This window comes from Flavobacterium sp. UBA4854 (assembly GCF_002399805.1).
GTDB classification, from domain to species: Bacteria; Bacteroidota; Bacteroidia; order Flavobacteriales; family Flavobacteriaceae; genus Flavobacterium; species Flavobacterium ginsengisoli.
In genome coordinates this window covers 89,178-106,456 of record NZ_DHEI01000028.1, presented here as the reverse complement: position 1 = coordinate 106,456, position 17,279 = coordinate 89,178, and the positions used below count along the sequence as shown (strand labels likewise).

Annotated in this window: 19 protein-coding genes; 12 read left to right on the top strand and 7 right to left on the bottom strand. The window is 31.9% G+C overall.

Features of this window, described 5'->3' with window-relative positions:
- The coding region (locus tag B3J44_RS03785; RefSeq protein ID WP_286965884.1) for an energy transducer TonB at positions 1–402 on the top strand (402 nt) is incomplete at its 5' end.
- 33 nt (positions 403–435) lie between these two features.
- Here B3J44_RS03785 and B3J44_RS03780 read toward each other — a convergent pair.
- A complete protein-coding gene (locus tag B3J44_RS03780; RefSeq protein ID WP_286965948.1) occupies positions 436–633 on the bottom strand; it encodes a hypothetical protein in 198 nt (65 codons plus the stop codon).
- Here B3J44_RS03780 and B3J44_RS03775 point away from each other — a divergent pair.
- On the top strand, positions 539–1,246 hold the full coding sequence (locus B3J44_RS03775) for a DUF4184 family protein (protein ID WP_286965944.1): 708 nt from the start codon (positions 539–541) through the stop codon (positions 1,244–1,246). The genes B3J44_RS03780 and B3J44_RS03775 overlap by 95 nt on opposite strands.
- A 62-nt stretch (positions 1,247–1,308) precedes the next feature.
- On the top strand, positions 1,309–1,689 hold the full coding sequence (locus B3J44_RS03770; protein ID WP_198858395.1) for a PH domain-containing protein: 381 nt from the start codon (positions 1,309–1,311) through the stop codon (positions 1,687–1,689).
- 47 nt (positions 1,690–1,736) lie between these two features.
- On the opposite strand, the gene B3J44_RS03765 is transcribed toward B3J44_RS03770, so the two are convergent.
- Complete coding sequence (locus B3J44_RS03765; RefSeq protein ID WP_286965882.1) at positions 1,737–2,615, bottom strand: M48 family metalloprotease; 879 nt, start codon at positions 2,613–2,615, stop codon at positions 1,737–1,739.
- 200 nt (positions 2,616–2,815) lie between these two features.
- Positions 2,816–3,679 carry a M48 family metalloprotease gene (locus B3J44_RS03760; protein ID WP_286965879.1) on the bottom strand — a complete coding sequence of 288 codons (864 nt, stop codon included), beginning with the start codon at positions 3,677–3,679 and terminating at the stop codon, positions 2,816–2,818.
- Between the two features lie 300 nt (positions 3,680–3,979).
- On the opposite strand from B3J44_RS03760, the gene lipA reads away from it, so the two are divergent.
- From lipA to B3J44_RS03745, 3 genes are all read left to right on the top strand, one after another.
- Positions 3,980–4,846: a lipoyl synthase gene (lipA, locus tag B3J44_RS03755; RefSeq protein WP_286965876.1), complete on the top strand. Its 867-nt coding sequence runs from the start codon at positions 3,980–3,982 to the stop codon at positions 4,844–4,846.
- A 73-nt stretch (positions 4,847–4,919) separates the two neighbouring features.
- Positions 4,920–5,918, top strand: a complete 999-nt coding sequence (gene gap / locus B3J44_RS03750) for a type I glyceraldehyde-3-phosphate dehydrogenase (protein WP_198858399.1) — start codon at positions 4,920–4,922, stop codon at positions 5,916–5,918.
- Between the two features lie 26 nt (positions 5,919–5,944).
- Positions 5,945–8,116, top strand: coding sequence for a tetratricopeptide repeat-containing hybrid sensor histidine kinase/response regulator (locus B3J44_RS03745; RefSeq protein WP_286965874.1), 2,172 nt, complete (start codon positions 5,945–5,947; stop codon positions 8,114–8,116).
- A 22-nt stretch (positions 8,117–8,138) separates the two neighbouring features.
- Here B3J44_RS03745 and lpxK read toward each other — a convergent pair whose 3' ends face one another.
- Entirely contained in the window at positions 8,139–9,161 is a 1,023-nt protein-coding gene (gene lpxK / locus B3J44_RS03740; protein ID WP_286965872.1) for a tetraacyldisaccharide 4'-kinase, read from the bottom strand.
- Positions 9,161–9,985: a KilA-N domain-containing protein gene (locus tag B3J44_RS03735; protein WP_286965870.1), complete on the bottom strand. Its 825-nt coding sequence runs from the start codon at positions 9,983–9,985 to the stop codon at positions 9,161–9,163. Before B3J44_RS03735 ends, lpxK begins: the two co-directional genes overlap by 1 nt.
- Positions 9,986–10,228: 243 nt before the next feature.
- On the opposite strand from B3J44_RS03735, the gene B3J44_RS03730 reads away from it, so the two are divergent.
- The 3 genes from B3J44_RS03730 (at position 10,229) to B3J44_RS03720 (ending at position 13,134) form a co-directional block, all read left to right on the top strand.
- A complete protein-coding gene (locus tag B3J44_RS03730) occupies positions 10,229–11,323 on the top strand; it encodes a Nif3-like dinuclear metal center hexameric protein (protein WP_286965868.1) in 1,095 nt (364 codons plus the stop codon).
- A 3-nt stretch (positions 11,324–11,326) separates the two neighbouring features.
- Positions 11,327–12,106: a zinc ribbon domain-containing protein gene (locus tag B3J44_RS03725; RefSeq protein ID WP_198858403.1), complete on the top strand. Its 780-nt coding sequence runs from the start codon at positions 11,327–11,329 to the stop codon at positions 12,104–12,106.
- A gap of 155 nt (positions 12,107–12,261) precedes the next feature.
- The gene (locus tag B3J44_RS03720; RefSeq protein WP_286965865.1) at positions 12,262–13,134 is read left to right on the top strand and encodes an alpha/beta fold hydrolase; all 873 of its coding nucleotides are present in this window, start codon (positions 12,262–12,264) and stop codon (positions 13,132–13,134) included.
- Positions 13,135–13,175: 41 nt separating this feature from the next.
- On the opposite strand, the gene B3J44_RS03715 is transcribed toward B3J44_RS03720, so the two are convergent.
- Positions 13,176–13,853 carry an ArsR/SmtB family transcription factor gene (locus B3J44_RS03715; protein WP_286965863.1) on the bottom strand — a complete coding sequence of 226 codons (678 nt, stop codon included), beginning with the start codon at positions 13,851–13,853 and terminating at the stop codon, positions 13,176–13,178.
- A 77-nt stretch (positions 13,854–13,930) separates the two neighbouring features.
- Between B3J44_RS03715 and B3J44_RS03710 the strand changes: the two genes are divergently transcribed.
- The 3 genes from B3J44_RS03710 to rluF all read left to right on the top strand — a co-directional run bounded on the left by B3J44_RS03710 (position 13,931) and on the right by rluF (position 16,375).
- A complete protein-coding gene (locus B3J44_RS03710) occupies positions 13,931–15,076 on the top strand; it encodes a cytochrome P450 (RefSeq protein WP_286965861.1) in 1,146 nt (381 codons plus the stop codon).
- A 13-nt stretch (positions 15,077–15,089) separates the two neighbouring features.
- On the top strand, positions 15,090–15,437 hold the full coding sequence (locus tag B3J44_RS03705) for an antibiotic biosynthesis monooxygenase family protein (RefSeq protein ID WP_286965859.1): 348 nt from the start codon (positions 15,090–15,092) through the stop codon (positions 15,435–15,437).
- A gap of 101 nt (positions 15,438–15,538) precedes the next feature.
- Positions 15,539–16,375, top strand: coding sequence for a 23S rRNA pseudouridine(2604) synthase RluF (gene rluF / locus B3J44_RS03700; RefSeq protein ID WP_286965858.1), 837 nt, complete (start codon positions 15,539–15,541; stop codon positions 16,373–16,375).
- Positions 16,376–16,409: 34 nt separating this feature from the next.
- Here the strand turns inward: rluF and B3J44_RS03695 are convergent.
- Positions 16,410–17,279 (bottom strand): DUF4173 domain-containing protein (locus B3J44_RS03695; RefSeq protein ID WP_286965856.1); only part of this gene is annotated, 870 nt, incomplete at its 5' end.

Genomic DNA, 17,279 nt, shown 5'->3' with positions numbered 1-17,279 from the left:
GGAAATGGACCTGCAATTAATACAATGCCTTCTTCTGGAGGAAATGGTGAAGTTGCTTCGGTTGCGCCACCAACTAATGAGCCTGTTTCTATTGCTGTTTTGGATAAGCTTCCAGAATTTCCAGGCGGAATTGCACAGTTTTACAAATATGTTGGAAATAATTTCCGCAGACCAGAACTTGATGTAGAAAAAACATTAAAAGTGTATGTATCGTTTGTAGTTGAAAAAGACGGATCACTTACTGACATTATGGTAAAAAATGATCCTGGCTACGGAATGGGCAAAGAAGCTATTAGAGTTTTAAAATCATTAAAAACAAAATGGACTCCAGGAGTTCTTAACGGACAAGCGGTGCGAACTGCATACAATCTTCCTATTACAATAAAAACAGAAGTTGACTAATTATAGATATTTTGAAAAGTAAAAAGCAGAACTTTAGGTTCTGCTTTTTTTGTTTATATTTAATTCATAAATCATACTCGTAATTTTAATTAAGAATTCAATTTTAATGCCTTTTACTTTTTCACATCCTGCAATAATTCTTCCATTAAGATATTTACCAAAATCATGGTTTTCTCTAACTGCATTAATAATTGGAAGTCTAACACCAGATTTTGAATATTTTCTTCGCATGAAAGTTAAAAGCTATTACAGCCACACTCTAATTGGTATTTTTTGGTTTGATTTACCTCTTGCGCTTTTACTAACTTTCCTGTTTCATAATTTGACTCGAAATCTTTTGCTTCGAAATCTTCCATCATTTATAAAAAATAGAACAATGATTTTTACAAATTTTGATTGGAATATTTATTTTAAAAGAAATTGGTTTATCGTTTTAATCTCTTTATTAATTGGAATATTTTCTCATATTTTTTGGGATGCTTTTACCCATAAACATGGTTATTTCGTTAATCAATTTGAAATTTTTAAAAATACCGTATTATTATTTGGAGTAGAAATTCCATTCTGGAAAATAGCACAGCATTTAAGTACTTTAATTGGAATTACAGTCATATTATTTACTTTCTATAAACTTCCCAAAAACTTTTATCCTCAAACCTCTATCAAAAAATGGTATTGGAGCACGGTTGTTTTACTGACTGTAACAATTTTATCGATTAGGTTTGCAGTAAATCTAGAGGCTTTAAACATTGGAAATTTGATTGTGACTTTTATAGCAGCTTTTTTAATTGCAACAACAATGGCTCCACAGGTAATTAAATTTAAATCGAACCAAAAAAATTAACAAAATCCACTACATTTACCTCTTCAAAATGAAATTCATTTCAACTAATTAAAAACAAAATAATGGGAATATTTTCAGCCATTCTTGGTAATGCAGGTTCTGTAAGTTCAGAAGATTTAATCAAGAAGTATGGACAGCTTTTAACTACAAATGAAGAAATCGAAATGGGTTTTAAACTTATTCGCGACACTTTTATTTTTACCAACAAAAGATTAATCTTAGTTGATGTGCAAGGAATTACAGGAAGCAAAACAGAATACAAATCTATTGCTTACAAAAACATTACAAGATTCAGTGTAGAAACTGCAGGAACTTTTGATCTTGATGCCGAATTAAAAATCTGGATCTCAAGCGAACAGCAACCAAGCATTGTAAAGCAATTCAATAAATCGGTTAATGTTTATGAAGTGCAAAAAGTTCTTGCTTTTCATGTATTAGGATAAAAAATAACCCCAGCATTGCTGGGGTTTATAATTCTAAAGAACAACTCTTATTTCTTTTTGGTTGTTGTTGTTTTCTTTTTGGTTGTTGTAGTTGCTTTTTTAGTAGTTGTTACAGGAACTGTATTTACAATTTTCTGCTGTACATATGGTTTGTACAAACCATCTTTTTCTGCTCTTTTCTTAGCATCATCTGCTCTCTTTTTAGAATCTGGATGCGAACTCATCATTTGATCAATAAATGACGCTTCAGATCCTTCGCTCATTTTTGCCAAAATTCTAAAAGCAGATTCTTCAGCATTTACATCATAACCATTTTTCTTCATGAAATTATAAGCAAATAAATCGGCTTCAGATTCTTGCTTACGACTGTATTTGCTATCAATAATCGCGCTTCCAATTTTTCCAAGCTGACTATCTGTAACTGTTGCTACAGTTGCCGATTGAGAAGCAACTCCATCCATTAAAGCTTCTTTTTGATAAGCTGCACGAACAGCATCTCTAGAATCGTTGTTTGCAACGTGTCCGATTTCGTGTCCAATTACAGCAACTAATTCGTTATCATCCATGATATCCATTAATCCAGAATACACACGAACGCTTCCGTCTGCAGTTGCAAAAGCATTTACTTCTTTCAATTTATACACTTTATAATTTAAAGTAAATCCTTCTCCAGATGCATGTTTGCCAAAAACACGATTTAATCTTAAAGTATAACCATCTGTCGGTCCAGCAATTTCATGTTCAGCGTCTAATTTATCAACGGCTTCTTTAGATAGTTTTGCTGCATCAGCATTACTAAAAGTAAAACCAGTAACTCCTTTTTGAACTGCCCCAATTGCTTTATCTCCCAGATTAATCTGTGCATTTGTTTTAGTAAAACTAAAAGCGGCCAATAAAACTCCCAATACAATAAATTTCTTTTTCATTTTTTACTTTTATTAATTTAACAACAAATATACTATAATAACATTTTCACATTTCTATTAGAAATCTAGTTTTTTAACATTTAAAGGTATAATTTTTAAACTAGCTATACTGCAGTCGCTTAAAATATTATCTAACAATATTTTAAAACAAAAAAAGGCAAACTCTAATGAATTTGCCTTTTACCTTTATATCAAAAAAATTATTTCTTTTTTGCAGTCGTTTTTTTAGCCGTTGTCGTTGTTTTTGCTTTTACAGGCGCTGTGTTATCAATTTTCTGTTGCACATAAGCATGATACAAACCGTCTTTTGTTGCCTTTTTCTTAGCATCATCGGCTCTTTTTCCAGAATCTGGGTGAGAACTCATCATTTTGGTCATAAAAGACGACTCAGCTCCTTCGCTTAAATTTTGCAGAATTCTAAAAGCAGATTCTACAGCATTCACATCATAGCCATTTTTTTTCATGAAATTATAAGAGAAAGCATCTGCCTCAGATTCTTGTTTTCGGCTGTGTTTGCTATCAATCATGGCACTTCCTATTTGTCCTAATTGAGAATTGGTTAGCGTTTCCATTTTTCCAGATTGTGACGATGCGGCATCCATCAGGGCTTCTTTTTTATAAGCCGCTTTTATTGCGTCTCTTGTATCATGATTAACAACATGCCCAATTTCATGCCCTATAACAGCAAGCAATTGATTATCATCCATAATATCCATCAAACCTGCAAACACGCGAACACTACCGTCAGCACAAGCAAAAGCATTAATATCTTTTACCAGATATACTTTATAATTTAAAGTTACCCCTTCGCTGGTTGTGTGTTTTCCAAACACACGATCTAAGCGAATTGAGTAGCCATCTGTGGGTTTTGCAACAGGATTATTTGCATCCATTTCATCGATAGATTTTTTTGCTAGAGCCGCCGCATCTGCATCACTAAAAGTAAATCCTGAAACACCTTTGCTCAAAGCTCCCATTGATTTATCCGAAAGTATTTGTGCCTCAATTTTACCAAAACCAATAGCCGCAAACAACATTCCTACTAGAACAAATTTCTTTTTCATGTTTATAAACTGTTAAATTAACAGCAAAATTAGTACAGCATAAATTTTATAATATCTGAAGAAGTCAAATTTGTAACAGATTAAGGTCATATTCTTATTTTACAATAAAATAGCCAAAACGTCAGAAGAAGAAACAATAAGCAAGTAAAACAAAGTCAAAAAAACATTTTAAATCAAAGTATTAACATTAAAACTTATTTATTGCAAAAGTGTCTGCTCTTTCAACAAAAGCAAACGAAAAGCAAATAAACATCTCTAAATAAACTACATTCCGTATCTTTGTACTTTGAACATTGATATATGGAAACAGTCACTGAAAATATACAAACCACAAAACCAAAGTGGTTAAAAGTAAAATTACCTATCGGACAAAAATATACTGAACTTAGAGGTTTAGTTGATAAATATAGTTTAAATACCATTTGTACTTCTGGAAGCTGTCCTAACATGGGCGAATGCTGGGGTGAAGGAACTGCAACTTTCATGATTTTAGGAAATGTTTGTACTCGTTCTTGCGGTTTCTGCGGTGTAAAAACCGGAAGACCAGAAACAGTAGATTGGGATGAACCAGAAAAAGTAGCTCGTTCTATTAAAATCATGAACATTAAACACGCTGTAATTACCAGTGTTGATAGAGATGATATTAAAGATGGCGGTTCTATCATTTGGATGGAAACTGTAAGAGCTATCAGAAGAATGAATCCTCAAACTACTCTTGAAACTTTGATCCCAGACTTCCAAGGAATTGAAAGAAACCTTGATCGTATTGTAGAAGCAAATCCTGAAGTTGTTTCTCATAACATGGAAACGGTACGACGTTTAACTCGCGAAGTTCGCATTCAGGCAAAATATGACAGAAGTTTAGAAGTCCTTCGTTATTTAAAAGAAAAAGGAATTAATAGAACAAAATCTGGAATTATGCTTGGGCTTGGAGAAACTGAAGAAGAAGTTTTCCAGACTATGACTGATTTGAGAAATGCAAATGTTGATGTGGTTACTATTGGACAATATTTACAGCCAAGTAAAAAACATCTTCCTGTAAAAGAATTTATTACGCCTGAACAATTTGCCAAATATGAACAATTTGGTCTTGAATTAGGTTTTAGACATGTAGAAAGCGGACCTCTTGTTCGTTCTTCTTATAAAGCACAAAAACATATTTTATAAAAAGTTTAATCGTTTAATCGTTTAATTGTAAAACCGATTAAACTATTAAACAGTTAAACGAATAAACAAAACATTGAAAACAAGAATTGCTATTAATGGGTTTGGAAGAATTGGAAGAAATTTATTCCGATTGCTTTTAAATCACCCCGAAATCGAAGTCGTAGCTATAAATGATATTGCAGACAATAAAACCATGTCGCATTTAATTAAATATGACAGTATACATGGAGTTTTGCCTGCTGAAGTTAGTCATGACGAAAATAGTATCATTGTAGATGGAAGGCATTTTTTCTTTTTTCACGAAAAAAATATTGCAAACATAGATTGGAAATCGCATTCGATTGATATTGTAATCGAATCGACAGGTAAATACAAAACGCATGAAGAATTAAATGCGCATCTAGAAGCTGGAGCAAAAAAAGTAATTCTTTCTGCCCCATCAGAAGTTGACACCATAAAAACGGTTGTTCTTGGTGTAAATCAAAATATTCTGGAAGGAAATGAAGATATAGTTTCTAATGCAAGCTGCACCACAAACAACGCTGCTCCGATGATTAAAATTATCGAAGAATTGTGCGGAATTGAACAGGCATACATTACAACTATACACTCTTTTACAACAGACCAAAGTCTTCATGACCAGCCCCATAAGGATTTACGCCGTGCAAGAGGTGCCAGCCAGTCGATTGTTCCAACAACTACGGGTGCAGCTAAAGCATTAACGAAAATTTTTCCTAAATTGCACAACAAAATGGGTGGATGTGGTATTAGAGTACCTGTTCCAGACGGCTCATTAACAGACATAACCTTCAATGTAAAACGTGCTGTGAGCATTGAAGAAATAAATAAAGCATTCAAACAAGCCTCAAAAACAAATTTAAAAGGAATATTAGATTATACCGAAGATCCGATTGTTTCGGTAGATGTAATTGGCAACACACATTCTTGTTTATTTGATGCTCAGCTAACTTCAGTTATCGATAAAATGGTAAAAGTTGTAGGCTGGTACGATAACGAAATTGGCTATTCATCAAGGTTGATCGATTTAATTTTACTGATAAGAAAAAAATAAGATTCATTGTAATAGCATTGCCATACATGAAATACTATCTTTTTATTGTTGTTTGTTTTTTTAACTCGTTTTTGTATTCTCAAGCCAAAAAGAATACGGATAGCGTCATGTATTATAACAAGCTCGCTAATTCTAATCTTAACAATAAAAAGTTCAGTCAAGCGGTTTACTACACTGAAAAATCTATTAATTTTTGTGAAGAAAATGGCAAAAAAGAGAATCTTGCAAATCAGACTCTTAAGCTTGGTAAAATTTATTATAACCAAGGAAAATTTGAAGAAGCTTTAAAAAACTTTCATAAAACAGTTTCTTTATTTGACACTTTAAAGCCTAGCTGCACAAAAGTTTTGGCATTGCATTATATTGGAGCAACCAATACAGCAAAAGGCGATTACAAAACGGCTAGTGTCTATTATACGAAAGCCAAAGATTTACTAAAACAACTAAACATTAATGATAATGCAGCAGTTTTAGATTATCAGAAAGCTTTGGCATTTAAGACTAATAATGATCTTAAATCGGCAGTAAAAACTCTTAAAGCCATCACCAAAAAGCCAGATAACAATGCAATTATAAAAACCAAAATAGATGCATATTATCAGCTTGGACTAATTGAGGGACAGCTTAAACGAAATGATTCGGCAATGATTTATTTTGACAAAGCATTAGATTACAATGCCAAAATAAATGATTTTGCCAAGAAATCTAAAATCGTTCTAGCGATTAGCCAATATTACAAACAAAATAAAAATTATGATCTAGCGTATTCGTATTTAGACGAACATTATCAGCTTGAAAATTATATTTTAAAATTAAAGAATGCCAAAATTGATTTGGATGAATTCTCAAAATTCAAAAAAAATCAATCTTTAAACAACACCATTAAAAAAGAAAGCGAAGAAAAATTTCAGCTCAAAACATATCGCTATTCTAAGTTGGTGAGTATTCTGGCAATTGCTTTAATTTCAATTTTATCTCTTTTGAGTTTAGCATTGTACAAAAACAATATCATTAGAAATCAGAATAATTTATTGCTTCGAGAAAAGAACAAAGAATTGATTTTGGCTAAAAACAAAGCAGAAAAAGCATCAAAAGCCAGATCTGAATTTTTATCTACAGTAAGCCATGAACTCCGGACGCCATTGAACGCCATTAACGGAATAACCCATATTCTACTTGAAGACAAACCGAAGAAAAAGCAATTAAAGTACTTAGAATCTTTAAAATTCTCTGGTAATTATCTAACTACTTTTATCAATGAAATTTTAGAAATTAATAAAATTGATTCGACTAAAGTTGAAGTTGAAAATATCAGCTTTAATTTGAAAGAACTGCTTTTTAATATTCAGAGTTCATTAAAAGAACTAGCAACTGCCAACAAAAATTATTTCAATCTAGAAATAGACAAAGCAATTCCCGACAATCTAATTGGTGATCCGACCAAATTATCTCAGATTATATTAAACTTAATCAACAATGCTTTAAAATTTACTCAAAACGGACATGTAAATGTTATTGCAAAATTGTATTCGCAAGAAGGAGAAGAAGCAACAGTTTACTTTGAAATTGTGGATACTGGTATTGGAATTCCTGAGGATAAACTCCAAACTGTTTTTGAAAGCTTCTCTCAAGGTTCTATAGAAGTAAATAGAAAATACGGCGGAACTGGCCTTGGATTAACTATCGTAAAAAAATTAATCGAACTCTTAGGAGGCGAAATAAAACTAAAAAGTGAAGTGGGTAAAGGTTCTACATTTACCTTTAAACTAAATTTTAAAATTAACAACGAACCATTGGAAGTAATTGAAGAAGTAAAACCTTATAACGACAAACAATTGAAAAACAAATCTATTTTATTGATTGAGGACAACAAGATCAATCAAATGATCACTCGCAAAATGCTAGAAAACAAGAACATTACCTGCGAGATTGTTGACAATGGAGAAGATGCTGTCGAACTTTTAAAAATCAAGCGCTTCGATATGATTTTAATGGATGTTCACCTTCCTGGTATTAACGGAACTACAGCAACTAAATTGATTCGTGAATTTGATAAAGCAACTCCAATTATTGCCTTAACAGCAATTTCGCTTGACGAAAACCGAGATATGCTTCTTTCTTTTGGAATGGATGATGTTATTACCAAACCTTTTGTACCAGACGAATTCTACAGTACTATTGCTAAGTTTTTTGATTAACAAAGGTTCTGAGAGGCTAATACTAAGGCACTAAGTTTTCTTTTACATACTCTAAAATCGTAGCATCAAAGTCTTGCTGATGGTTGATGAATGAACTTTTTATTGGAAGATAATACAATTGAGAAACCAATTTTGAATCTTTTAAACGCACATAATCTTTCTCGGTTGTAACTATTTTTCTGCCATTTGCTTTAACTTGAATTGAATCTAGATTTACATCAGAAAAATGATGATGATCTGGAAAAGTCAAACATTCATCATTTTCATTCTTTAAATAATCAAAAAATGGTTTTGGTTTTGCAATTCCGGCTAAAAGAATTTTTGATTCTGATTTAATTTCGTTAACGGAAATTTTTTCATTTTTACCGTAAATCACATTATCATAATCAATAAAACTAAAAAATAGCTTTTGCTTGTAATTAAGCTTCAATCTTGATCTAATCGCAGTTTGTTCTTCTTCAGTTAAAATACTTGGACATTTTGTAACGACTACGATACTGGCTCTTTCTGCTCCACTCCTGCTTTCTCTCAAATTCCCTGTTGGCAGCATAAAATCATCTGCAAATAAATCTCCGTAAGAAGTAAGCAAAATATAAAAACCTGCTTTTACTTTTCGATGCTGATAGGCATCATCGAGCAAAACAATTTCAGGTTTTTCTTTTTGCGAAAGCAGTTGCTGAATTCCATTTGTACGATTGGCATCAACAGCAACCATTACATTTGGAAATTTTTGATAAAACTGAAAAGGTTCGTCGCCCAAAATTTCAGCATTCGAATTTTCATCAGCCAAAACAAAACCTTCCGATTTTCTTTTATAACCGCGACTTAAAGTTGCCACTTTATATTTATCAGATAATAATCGAATCAGATATTCTATTTGAGGCGTTTTCCCAGTTCCGCCAACGCTTAAATTTCCAACAGCAATAACAGGAAGATCAAATGAAGTTGATTTTAAAATTCCTTTATCAAAAAGAAAATTACGGATTGAAGTAACGAATCCGTACAAAATAGCGAAAGGGAAAAGTATTTTTCGAAGTAAGTTCATTATTTTAGTTTATTCAAAACATTAGAATTAATTAGTGTTTTCATTTGATTAATAGCAATTCCGTTCAATTTTATTAATCTTTCTTTTTGTATCATACCTTGTTGTATCAACATAGCATTTATGCTTTCCAAATTTGACAATACTACTAACTGCTCAATAGAAGCGATATCTCTAATATTTCCTTTTGCATTAAGATTCTCGTCTCTCCATTCTTTGGCAGTTTTACCAAACAAAGCAACATTTAATAAATCTGCTTCATCTGCATAAATAAAGTTCTTTTGCTTAGCATTTAAAGACAAGGGAATTAAGTTTTCTTTTATTGCGTCGGTATGTATAGCGTAATTAATTTTTGAAATTGTTCGTTGTAAGTCCCATTCGAGCTTCTTAGTACTACTTTCTTCTTCCTTTAATCTTTGAAATTCTTTTATCAAATAAAATTTAAACTCTGCACTTAACCAAGTTGCAAATTCGAATGCAATATCTTTATGAGCAAAAGTCCCTCCATATCTCCCAGTCTTCGAAATGATTCCAATAGCATTCGTAGCTTCAATCCACCTTTTGGGAGTTAAAGAAAAACTGTTAGAACCTGCCATATTTCTAATTCCATCAAATTCGATGGAATTAAAATCAGGATTATTAAATTTTTCCCACAATCCTATAAATTCAATTGTACTTCGATTTCTCATCCAGTTCTGCAAAATATAATCACTGCGTTCGCTATCACGATGCCTCGCAATATCAGTAAGTGACATAAAATCTTCTTTATTATCTTGGTATAAAACTACATCTATTCCCTGAACATTTATCTTTCTATTTTTTGCCATCTTATAAAATCCTGTAACGCCTTAACCTATTAAAAATTAATCTATCATTTAAACCTTTAAAAATGAAAGAAAAAACAGGCAAATTTAAGCGATATATTAAAACTAAATACTAAAAAAAGAAAAGTATTTTTCGAAGTAAGTTCATTTTACGAAAGTATAATTTTTTTCGTTAATTTGTTTGAGGTTTTGCCACAAGTCAAAGAACTTGAAACTTGAAACCTAAAACTTGAAACAAATCTTAAAATGAAAATCAAAAATATTATATCGGTTCTTGAAGAAATGGCTCCTTTGGCCTATGCCGAAGATTTTGACAATGTTGGACTTTTAGTCGGAGATTCTGAAACCGAATGTACAGGAGTTTTAGTTTGTCATGATGCTTTAGAAAATGTTATTGACGAAGCTGTTTCTAAAAACTCTAATTTAGTCGTTTGCTTTCACCCGATATTGTTTTCTGGAATTAAAAAAATCACAGGTAAAAATTATGTAGAACGCGCCATTTTAAAAGCAATTAAAAATGATATAGCTATTTATGCCGTTCACACAGCTTTAGACAATCATTTGGCAGGAGTTAATAAAATATTTTGTGATGCTTTGGGTTTGACAAATACTAAGATATTAGTTCCTAAAAATAATTTCATCCAAAAATTAGTCACTTTTACAATTCCTGATAATGCAGATAAAGTCCGTAAAGCATTATTTGAAGCTGGTGCAGGAACAATTGGCAATTACGATAATTGTAGTTTTAACTCTGAAGGAATTGGAACATACAAAGGAAATTCTGAAAGCAATCCTGTAATCGGAGAACGCCACAACTTAACCGAAACACAAGAAATAAAAATCGAAGTTACGTTTGAAAAGCACTTGCAATCCCGAATTTTAAAAGCTCTTTTTGCGAATCATATTTACGAAGAAGTAGCTTATGAAATTTATAATCTTGAAAATTCTCATCAAAATATTGGTTTAGGAATGGTTGGCGAATTTGAAACTGAAATGGATGAGAAAGACTTTCTTCAATTTGTAAAAGAAAAAATGATTGCCGGCGGAATTCGCCATTCTGCTTTTTTAGGAAAAAAAATCAAAAAAGTTGCTGTATTAGGAGGTTCAGGTAGTTTTGCAATTAGAAATGCAATAAGTTCTGGAGCAGATGCATTTTTGACTGCCGATTTGAAGTATCATCAGTTTTATGAAGCCGAAAACAAGTTACTTTTGGCAGATATTGGTCATTTTGAGAGCGAACGCTATACAAAAAATTATATTGTTGATTATCTTCGAAAAAAAATTCTTAATTTTGCAATCATTTTATCGGAAGAAAATACAAATCCAGTTAAGTACTTATAGAATATGACGAATACGAAAGAATTAAGTGTTGAGGACAAGTTAAGAGCAATATATGATTTACAGCTTATTGACTCTAGAATTGACGAAATCAGAAACGTTAGAGGAGAACTTCCTTTAGAGGTTGAAGATTTAGAAGATGAAGTTGCAGGTTTAAGCACTCGTTCAGAAAAACTGAAAGGTGAACTTGAAGTGATTGAGGAGCAAATCAAAGCAAAGAAAATTGCTATTGAGGAGCATAAAGAAGTGATCAAGAAGTACACAAAACAACAAGAATCAGTACGTAACAACAGAGAATTTAATTCTTTGACAAAAGAGGTTGAATTTCAAGAATTAGAAATTCAATTGGCTGAAAAGCAAATCAAAGAAATGAAAGCTTCTATCGAGCACAAAAAAGAAGTTATTTCTAATTTAAAAGAAAAACTTGATGCTAAAAGCTCTCATTTAAAACATAAAAAATCTGAATTAGATGCTATCATGGCGGAAACTCAAAAAGAAGAAACTTTCTTAACTGAGAAATCTGCTGAATTTGCTGCACAAATCGAAGACAGATTATTGGCTGCTTACAACAGAATCAGAAGCAGTGTTCGTAACGGATTAGCTGTAGTTTCTATCGAAAGAGGAGCTTCTGCTGGATCTTTCTTTACAATTCCACCACAAACTCAGGTTGAAATTGCTTCAAGAAAGAAAATCATCACTGATGAGCACTCTGGAAGAATCTTAGTTGATACACAATTAGCTGAAGAAGAAAAAGAAAAAATGGAACAATTGTTCACAAAATTCTAAATATCAAGTCCCGATTTAATCGGGACTTTTTTTTATACTTATTTTTTTGCCACAGATTAAAATATTCTTATGCCGAATAAAATCTTTTAATCCTTTTATCCCGATGGCTATCGGGAGTGGCAAAACATTTTTTACCTTTAGAAAAAATTTAAGTTTTGGGAATTAAAAAAGGCATTCGTTTTATTACATTAAAATCTGTTGGATCTTATATTAACATTTTAAGTTATATTCGTCCGCAAAAGGCTGTTGAACTTTCTTATGCGCTTTTCAGCCAGCCCAGAATTGGCAGATTGCAAAAAGAAAAACTTCCTAAAGTTTTAAAAAATACAGAAACAGAAATTTTTAATCATAACGAACATCATTTTCAAACTTATATTTGGAAAGGAAACAAAACCAAAATTCTATTAGTGCATGGTTGGGAAAGCAATGCTTCTCGCTGGAAAAAAACTTTACCACATCTTCAGAAATCAGGAAGCACAATTATAGCAATTGATGCACCTGCTCACGGACAAAGTAGCGGAAAAGAATTTAATGTTCCTCTTTATGCCGAATTTATCAATAAAGCAGTAGAAAAATATCAGCCCGAAATTATTATTGGACATTCTATTGGTGGCGCAGCTTGTGTTTATCATCAATATTTATTCCCGAATACGAGTATTAATAAAATGGTGATTTTAGGAGCTCCATCAGAGTTAAAAACTTTGATCGATAATTACATTTCTATGCTGAGCCTGAATACCAAAATGTTTTCTCTTTTAGAAAACAAATTCTTAGATCGGTTCAATTTTAAATTGGAAGATTTTTCAGGACAAAAATTCGCATCTGAATTTACTATTCCTGGATTAATTGCCCACGATACTTCGGATAAGATTGTAGCATTCGCCGAAGGGCAAAAAATAGCCAGCAATTGGAAAAACAGTCAGTTTATTGAAACTTCAGGTTTAGGTCACGGAATGCATGACGACGAGTTGTATGACAAAGTGATTGAGTTTCTTTTTTCTGAAGCTTCTGAGTCGCTAGGTCGCTAAGAAACTACGTTTTTTTTGGCAATCTAATTAGTCTAAGTTCTCTAAACAACAATCCTAAAATACTTCAAAAACTCTTTTTCGCCTTTACCTGTAATCTGTATTGCACGCGAATTTTTGGTTCTTCGCAACCAATCGTCAGCAATCATTTTATCTAGTAATGAAGCGCCTATTGATCCTGCAATATGATTTTTCCTTTCGCTCCAGTCTAAACATGGCTTCAAAAATATGCGCCTCTGTTTTTTGAGGTCTTCGAGATTAATTCCAAAATCAGAAAACCATTTTTCTCCTTTTTCGCTTATTTCAAATTTCATGTCCAAATCCAAAATTACTTCTTGCTCAAGCAGACTTTCTGTAACAGCCACACCAATTTTTCCTGCCAAATGATCGTAACAAGTTCTACAATGTTTTATTGGAGAATTCTGATCTGTCATCTTTTTTTCAGAGACTGAAGGCGGAATCAAACTTGCCATTGCTTCAATTGCGTAAGCTGTTTCTTTGTTTGAAAATCTGTAATATTTATGTCGTCCTTGTTTTTCAACAAATAATAAGCCAGCATCAAGTAGTTTAGCCAAATGCATACTCATATTTTGAGGTGAAGTATTTGCTGTTATTGCCAATTCTGTTGCTGTAAAAGCTTTTCCGTCAAGCAATGTCCACATTACGATTGCTCGTGTTGGATCCCCTATTAATGACGCTATTTTTACAAATTGATTTTCCATTTTTAAACAACTATAGTTAAAGACAAACTGAAGTATTGAAGAATAAAGGTAAATAACTTTGCTAAAAAATATATACCATGTCAACTTTATTTCTACAATCGGAAATTAAAAATCCTTATCTGCTCTATCAAAAAATGATGAATGAAAATCCCATTTATTGGAACGAATCAAATAAAATCTGGATCGTTTATTCTTATGAATATTGCACCGAAATATTAAATCATAAAAAGGCACACATTCCGACAGTTTCAGAAAACAATTTCAATGAATATGCTTTAAAAATCAGTCGTAATTTAGCAAGACTCTCAAACGTAATTCAGCATGAAATTGCCAGAGAAATTGCAACTGTTCTTTTCTCACACATGAAATCTATCGAAATTGATGCAATACTTTCTGAATTACTTCAAAACAATAAAAACAAAATAAACTGGGTGGAATTAATATCTAAAAAATTGCCTGTTCTGACCGTTTTAAAAAGTTTCGATTTTAATGTTCAAGATTCTCTTTTTATTGCAAACAACATCGAACAGCTTATCAAAATAATGCACCCCAATAAGAAGCCTGACGATATTGAGTTTATAAATACTGTTTCAGAAGAAATTTATTTAATCGTAGAAAAACATATTGGCACGCTTTCTTTTTACGAAAATTTAATTATTGCTATTTCATCGAAGCATAACATCTCTCTACAAGAAACAAAATCGATATTTATAAGCAATTTAATTGGGCTTTTCATTCAAAGTTATGATGCTGGAAAAGGCTTGTTGAGCAACACATTATTGCAATGTTTTTCAAAAGAAAACGACAGCAATACAACAGATAAAATTCAGATTCAAAAACTGGTTGTAGAAACCCTTAGATTTGATCCGCCAATTCATAACACGCGTCGAATAGCTTCAGAAGATATTCAACTTAATGGAATTACTATTAGAAAAAATGAAGCTATACTTGTCGTTTTGGCAGCAGCAAATCGTGACGATAAACATTTTGAAAACGCCATGATTTTTGATGTTGAAAGAAAGAATAATTCTGAGCACTTAACTTTCGGGACGGGCGGGCATATGTGCTTGGCGAAGCATTTTTCTGTCCATCTTGCAACAGAAGCATTATATTATTTATTCAATAAATTTAAAAATATATCTATTTTAGAGAACGAAATAGAATATGAATCTCTTATAAATGCCAGGTTGCCAAAAGCAATTTGGATTTCAATTTCTAATTAAAAAAACAAAAAAAATGATAGCCGTAATTTTTGAAGTGATTCCGAACGAAGGAAAAAAAGAAGAATATTTAGACATTGCCGCAAGTCTGAAACCCGAATTAAGCCATATTGATGGTTTTATTTCTATTGAACGTTTTCAGAGTTTGAGCGATTCTGATAAAATTTTGTCTTTGTCTTTTTGGAGAGATGAAAAAAGCATTCAGCAATGGAGAAATCTAGAAATGCATCGTCATGCGCAGGAAAAAGGAAGAAATGGTATTTTTAAAGATTACCATTTACGAATTGCAACCGTAGTTCGCGATTATGGAATGTTTGAAAGAAATGAAACACCCGAAGATAGTAAGGAGTTTCATCACTCTTAAAAAAAGGTGCAGAAGTTCAAAGGAACAAAGGTTTTTTCTAAAATAAAATCTAAAATCTGAAATCTCAAGTCTAAAATTTAAATTTTGCCTACTTTTGCAGTATGGAAGAAAATTTGAAACGTCTCAATAAATTTATCGGAGAAACCGGTTATTGTTCTCGTCGTGAAGCTGATAAATTAATTGAAGAAGGACGCGTAACTATAAATGGTGCGGTGGCAGAAATGGGAACTAAAGTTTCGCCAGATGACGAAATACGTATTAATGGTAAATTAATTGTAGAGAAAAACGAAAAAATGGTTTATCTGGCTTTCAATAAACCTGTTGGAATTGAATGTACGACCAACTTAGAAGTTAAAAACAACATCGTAGATTATATTAATTATCCAAAACGTATTTTCCCAATTGGGCGATTGGATAAAGCCAGTGAAGGATTGATTTTTATGACCAACGACGGTGATATTGTAAATAAGATTCTTCGTGCCAGAAACAACCACGAAAAAGAATATACCGTTACGGTAAACAAACCAATTACAGATCGTTTTATTCAGAGAATGGGAAATGGAGTTCCGATTTTGGATACGGTTACTAAAAAGTGTAAAGTTGAGCAAATCAGCAAATTTACTTTCAAGATCATTTTAACGCAAGGTTTAAATCGCCAAATTAGAAGAATGTCTGAATATTTGGGTTATGAGGTAACAGCGCTTAAACGTATCCGCATCATCAATATTTCTTTGGATGTTCCTGTTGGAAGATATAGAGATTTGACAGATGCTGAAATAAAAGAATTAAATCAGTTAATTGAGCCTTCTAGTAAAACGGAAGAAGCGAGTTTTCCTAAAGTTGAAAGTCCGACTTCAAGCGCCGCAACTCCAACAAGAAGAAAAACATTTATTTCAAAACACGATCCTAGATTTAAAAAAAGAGGAGATAGTAAATAAAAAAATCCCATTCGTTTGAATGGGATTTTTTTATTTATTTCTTTTTATCTAAAAAATCATAGTATAATGCTTTAGATAAAAAACTAGCCTCTTGATAATTTAAAATCATTTCTTCTCTGACTGATTCTGCATATTTTCCGTCTAAATTATTCTTTTGAAAGTATTCTCTTCGAACCTCATCATTAAAATTTAAACCGCTTAAAAAAATAGGCGAAACTCCCTTATTTACTGAGATATTATAATTGGTAATTATGTTTCCCCAATTTACATAACTGCATAAAAGTACAGTCCCATAAAAACACCAAACCATCTGATTTACTAAATAAACATTTGTTTTTTGTTTTGTAATTTTCAAAAAAGTGTAAACCAAACCAATGATTGCCAAAATAAGAAAAGCGTAAACTCCCAAACGTTTATAGGTTAAACCAAAAAATGAAACATACTCTGAATTTTTAATGATGGTACTTACAATCAAAATTCCATTTAGAAAAATCCATATTTTGGCAAGTGTTTTAAGAAGTGTTGCTTTTTCATCAAAATTGAATCCGCCTTTGAAATAAAACATAATTACACCAACTGCCATGAGAATCGAAAAGATAACAGAATTTACTCTTTCATGTGTATCAGAACTAAGTTTAGAAGCCTGTGCTGTCACTACTTCAAAAAACTGCTCGTAATTATACGTTCCGATAAAAACCAAAAGCATAATATTTAATAGAAACAGGGTAATTACACCACTTTTTCTTTCGAAGTCCAAATCTAAAAAAGAAAAAGTACTTTGATTTTTCACTTCAGAAATATTGCTAAAATCATTGTTTAATTTCGGATTGTATTCATAACAGGTATCTGGAACCCAATAATTCCAAAAACTGAATGAAATGTAAAATCCTAAAATACTGATTCC

Coding starts and splice junctions, on each gene's coding strand:
- B3J44_RS03770 (WP_198858395.1), top strand. CDS start 1,309: ATGGGAATATTTTCAGCCATTCTTGGTAATGCAGGTTCTGTAAGTTCA.
- B3J44_RS03710 (WP_286965861.1), top strand. CDS start 13,931: ATGTCAACTTTATTTCTACAATCGGAAATTAAAAATCCTTATCTGCTC.
- B3J44_RS03780 (WP_286965948.1), bottom strand. CDS start 633: ATGCGAAGAAAATATTCAAAATCTGGTGTTAGACTTCCAATTATTAAT.
- B3J44_RS03730 (WP_286965868.1), top strand. CDS start 10,229: ATGAAAATCAAAAATATTATATCGGTTCTTGAAGAAATGGCTCCTTTG.
- lpxK (WP_286965872.1), bottom strand. CDS start 9,161: ATGAACTTACTTCGAAAAATACTTTTCCCTTTCGCTATTTTGTACGGA.
- lipA (WP_286965876.1), top strand. CDS start 3,980: ATGGAAACAGTCACTGAAAATATACAAACCACAAAACCAAAGTGGTTA.
- B3J44_RS03765 (WP_286965882.1), bottom strand. CDS start 2,615: ATGAAAAAGAAATTTATTGTATTGGGAGTTTTATTGGCCGCTTTTAGT.
- B3J44_RS03705 (WP_286965859.1), top strand. CDS start 15,090: ATGATAGCCGTAATTTTTGAAGTGATTCCGAACGAAGGAAAAAAAGAA.
- B3J44_RS03760 (WP_286965879.1), bottom strand. CDS start 3,679: ATGAAAAAGAAATTTGTTCTAGTAGGAATGTTGTTTGCGGCTATTGGT.
- rluF (WP_286965858.1), top strand. CDS start 15,539: ATGGAAGAAAATTTGAAACGTCTCAATAAATTTATCGGAGAAACCGGT.
- B3J44_RS03715 (WP_286965863.1), bottom strand. CDS start 13,853: ATGGAAAATCAATTTGTAAAAATAGCGTCATTAATAGGGGATCCAACA.
- B3J44_RS03735 (WP_286965870.1), bottom strand. CDS start 9,985: ATGGCAAAAAATAGAAAGATAAATGTTCAGGGAATAGATGTAGTTTTA.
- B3J44_RS03745 (WP_286965874.1), top strand. CDS start 5,945: ATGAAATACTATCTTTTTATTGTTGTTTGTTTTTTTAACTCGTTTTTG.
- B3J44_RS03725 (WP_198858403.1), top strand. CDS start 11,327: ATGACGAATACGAAAGAATTAAGTGTTGAGGACAAGTTAAGAGCAATA.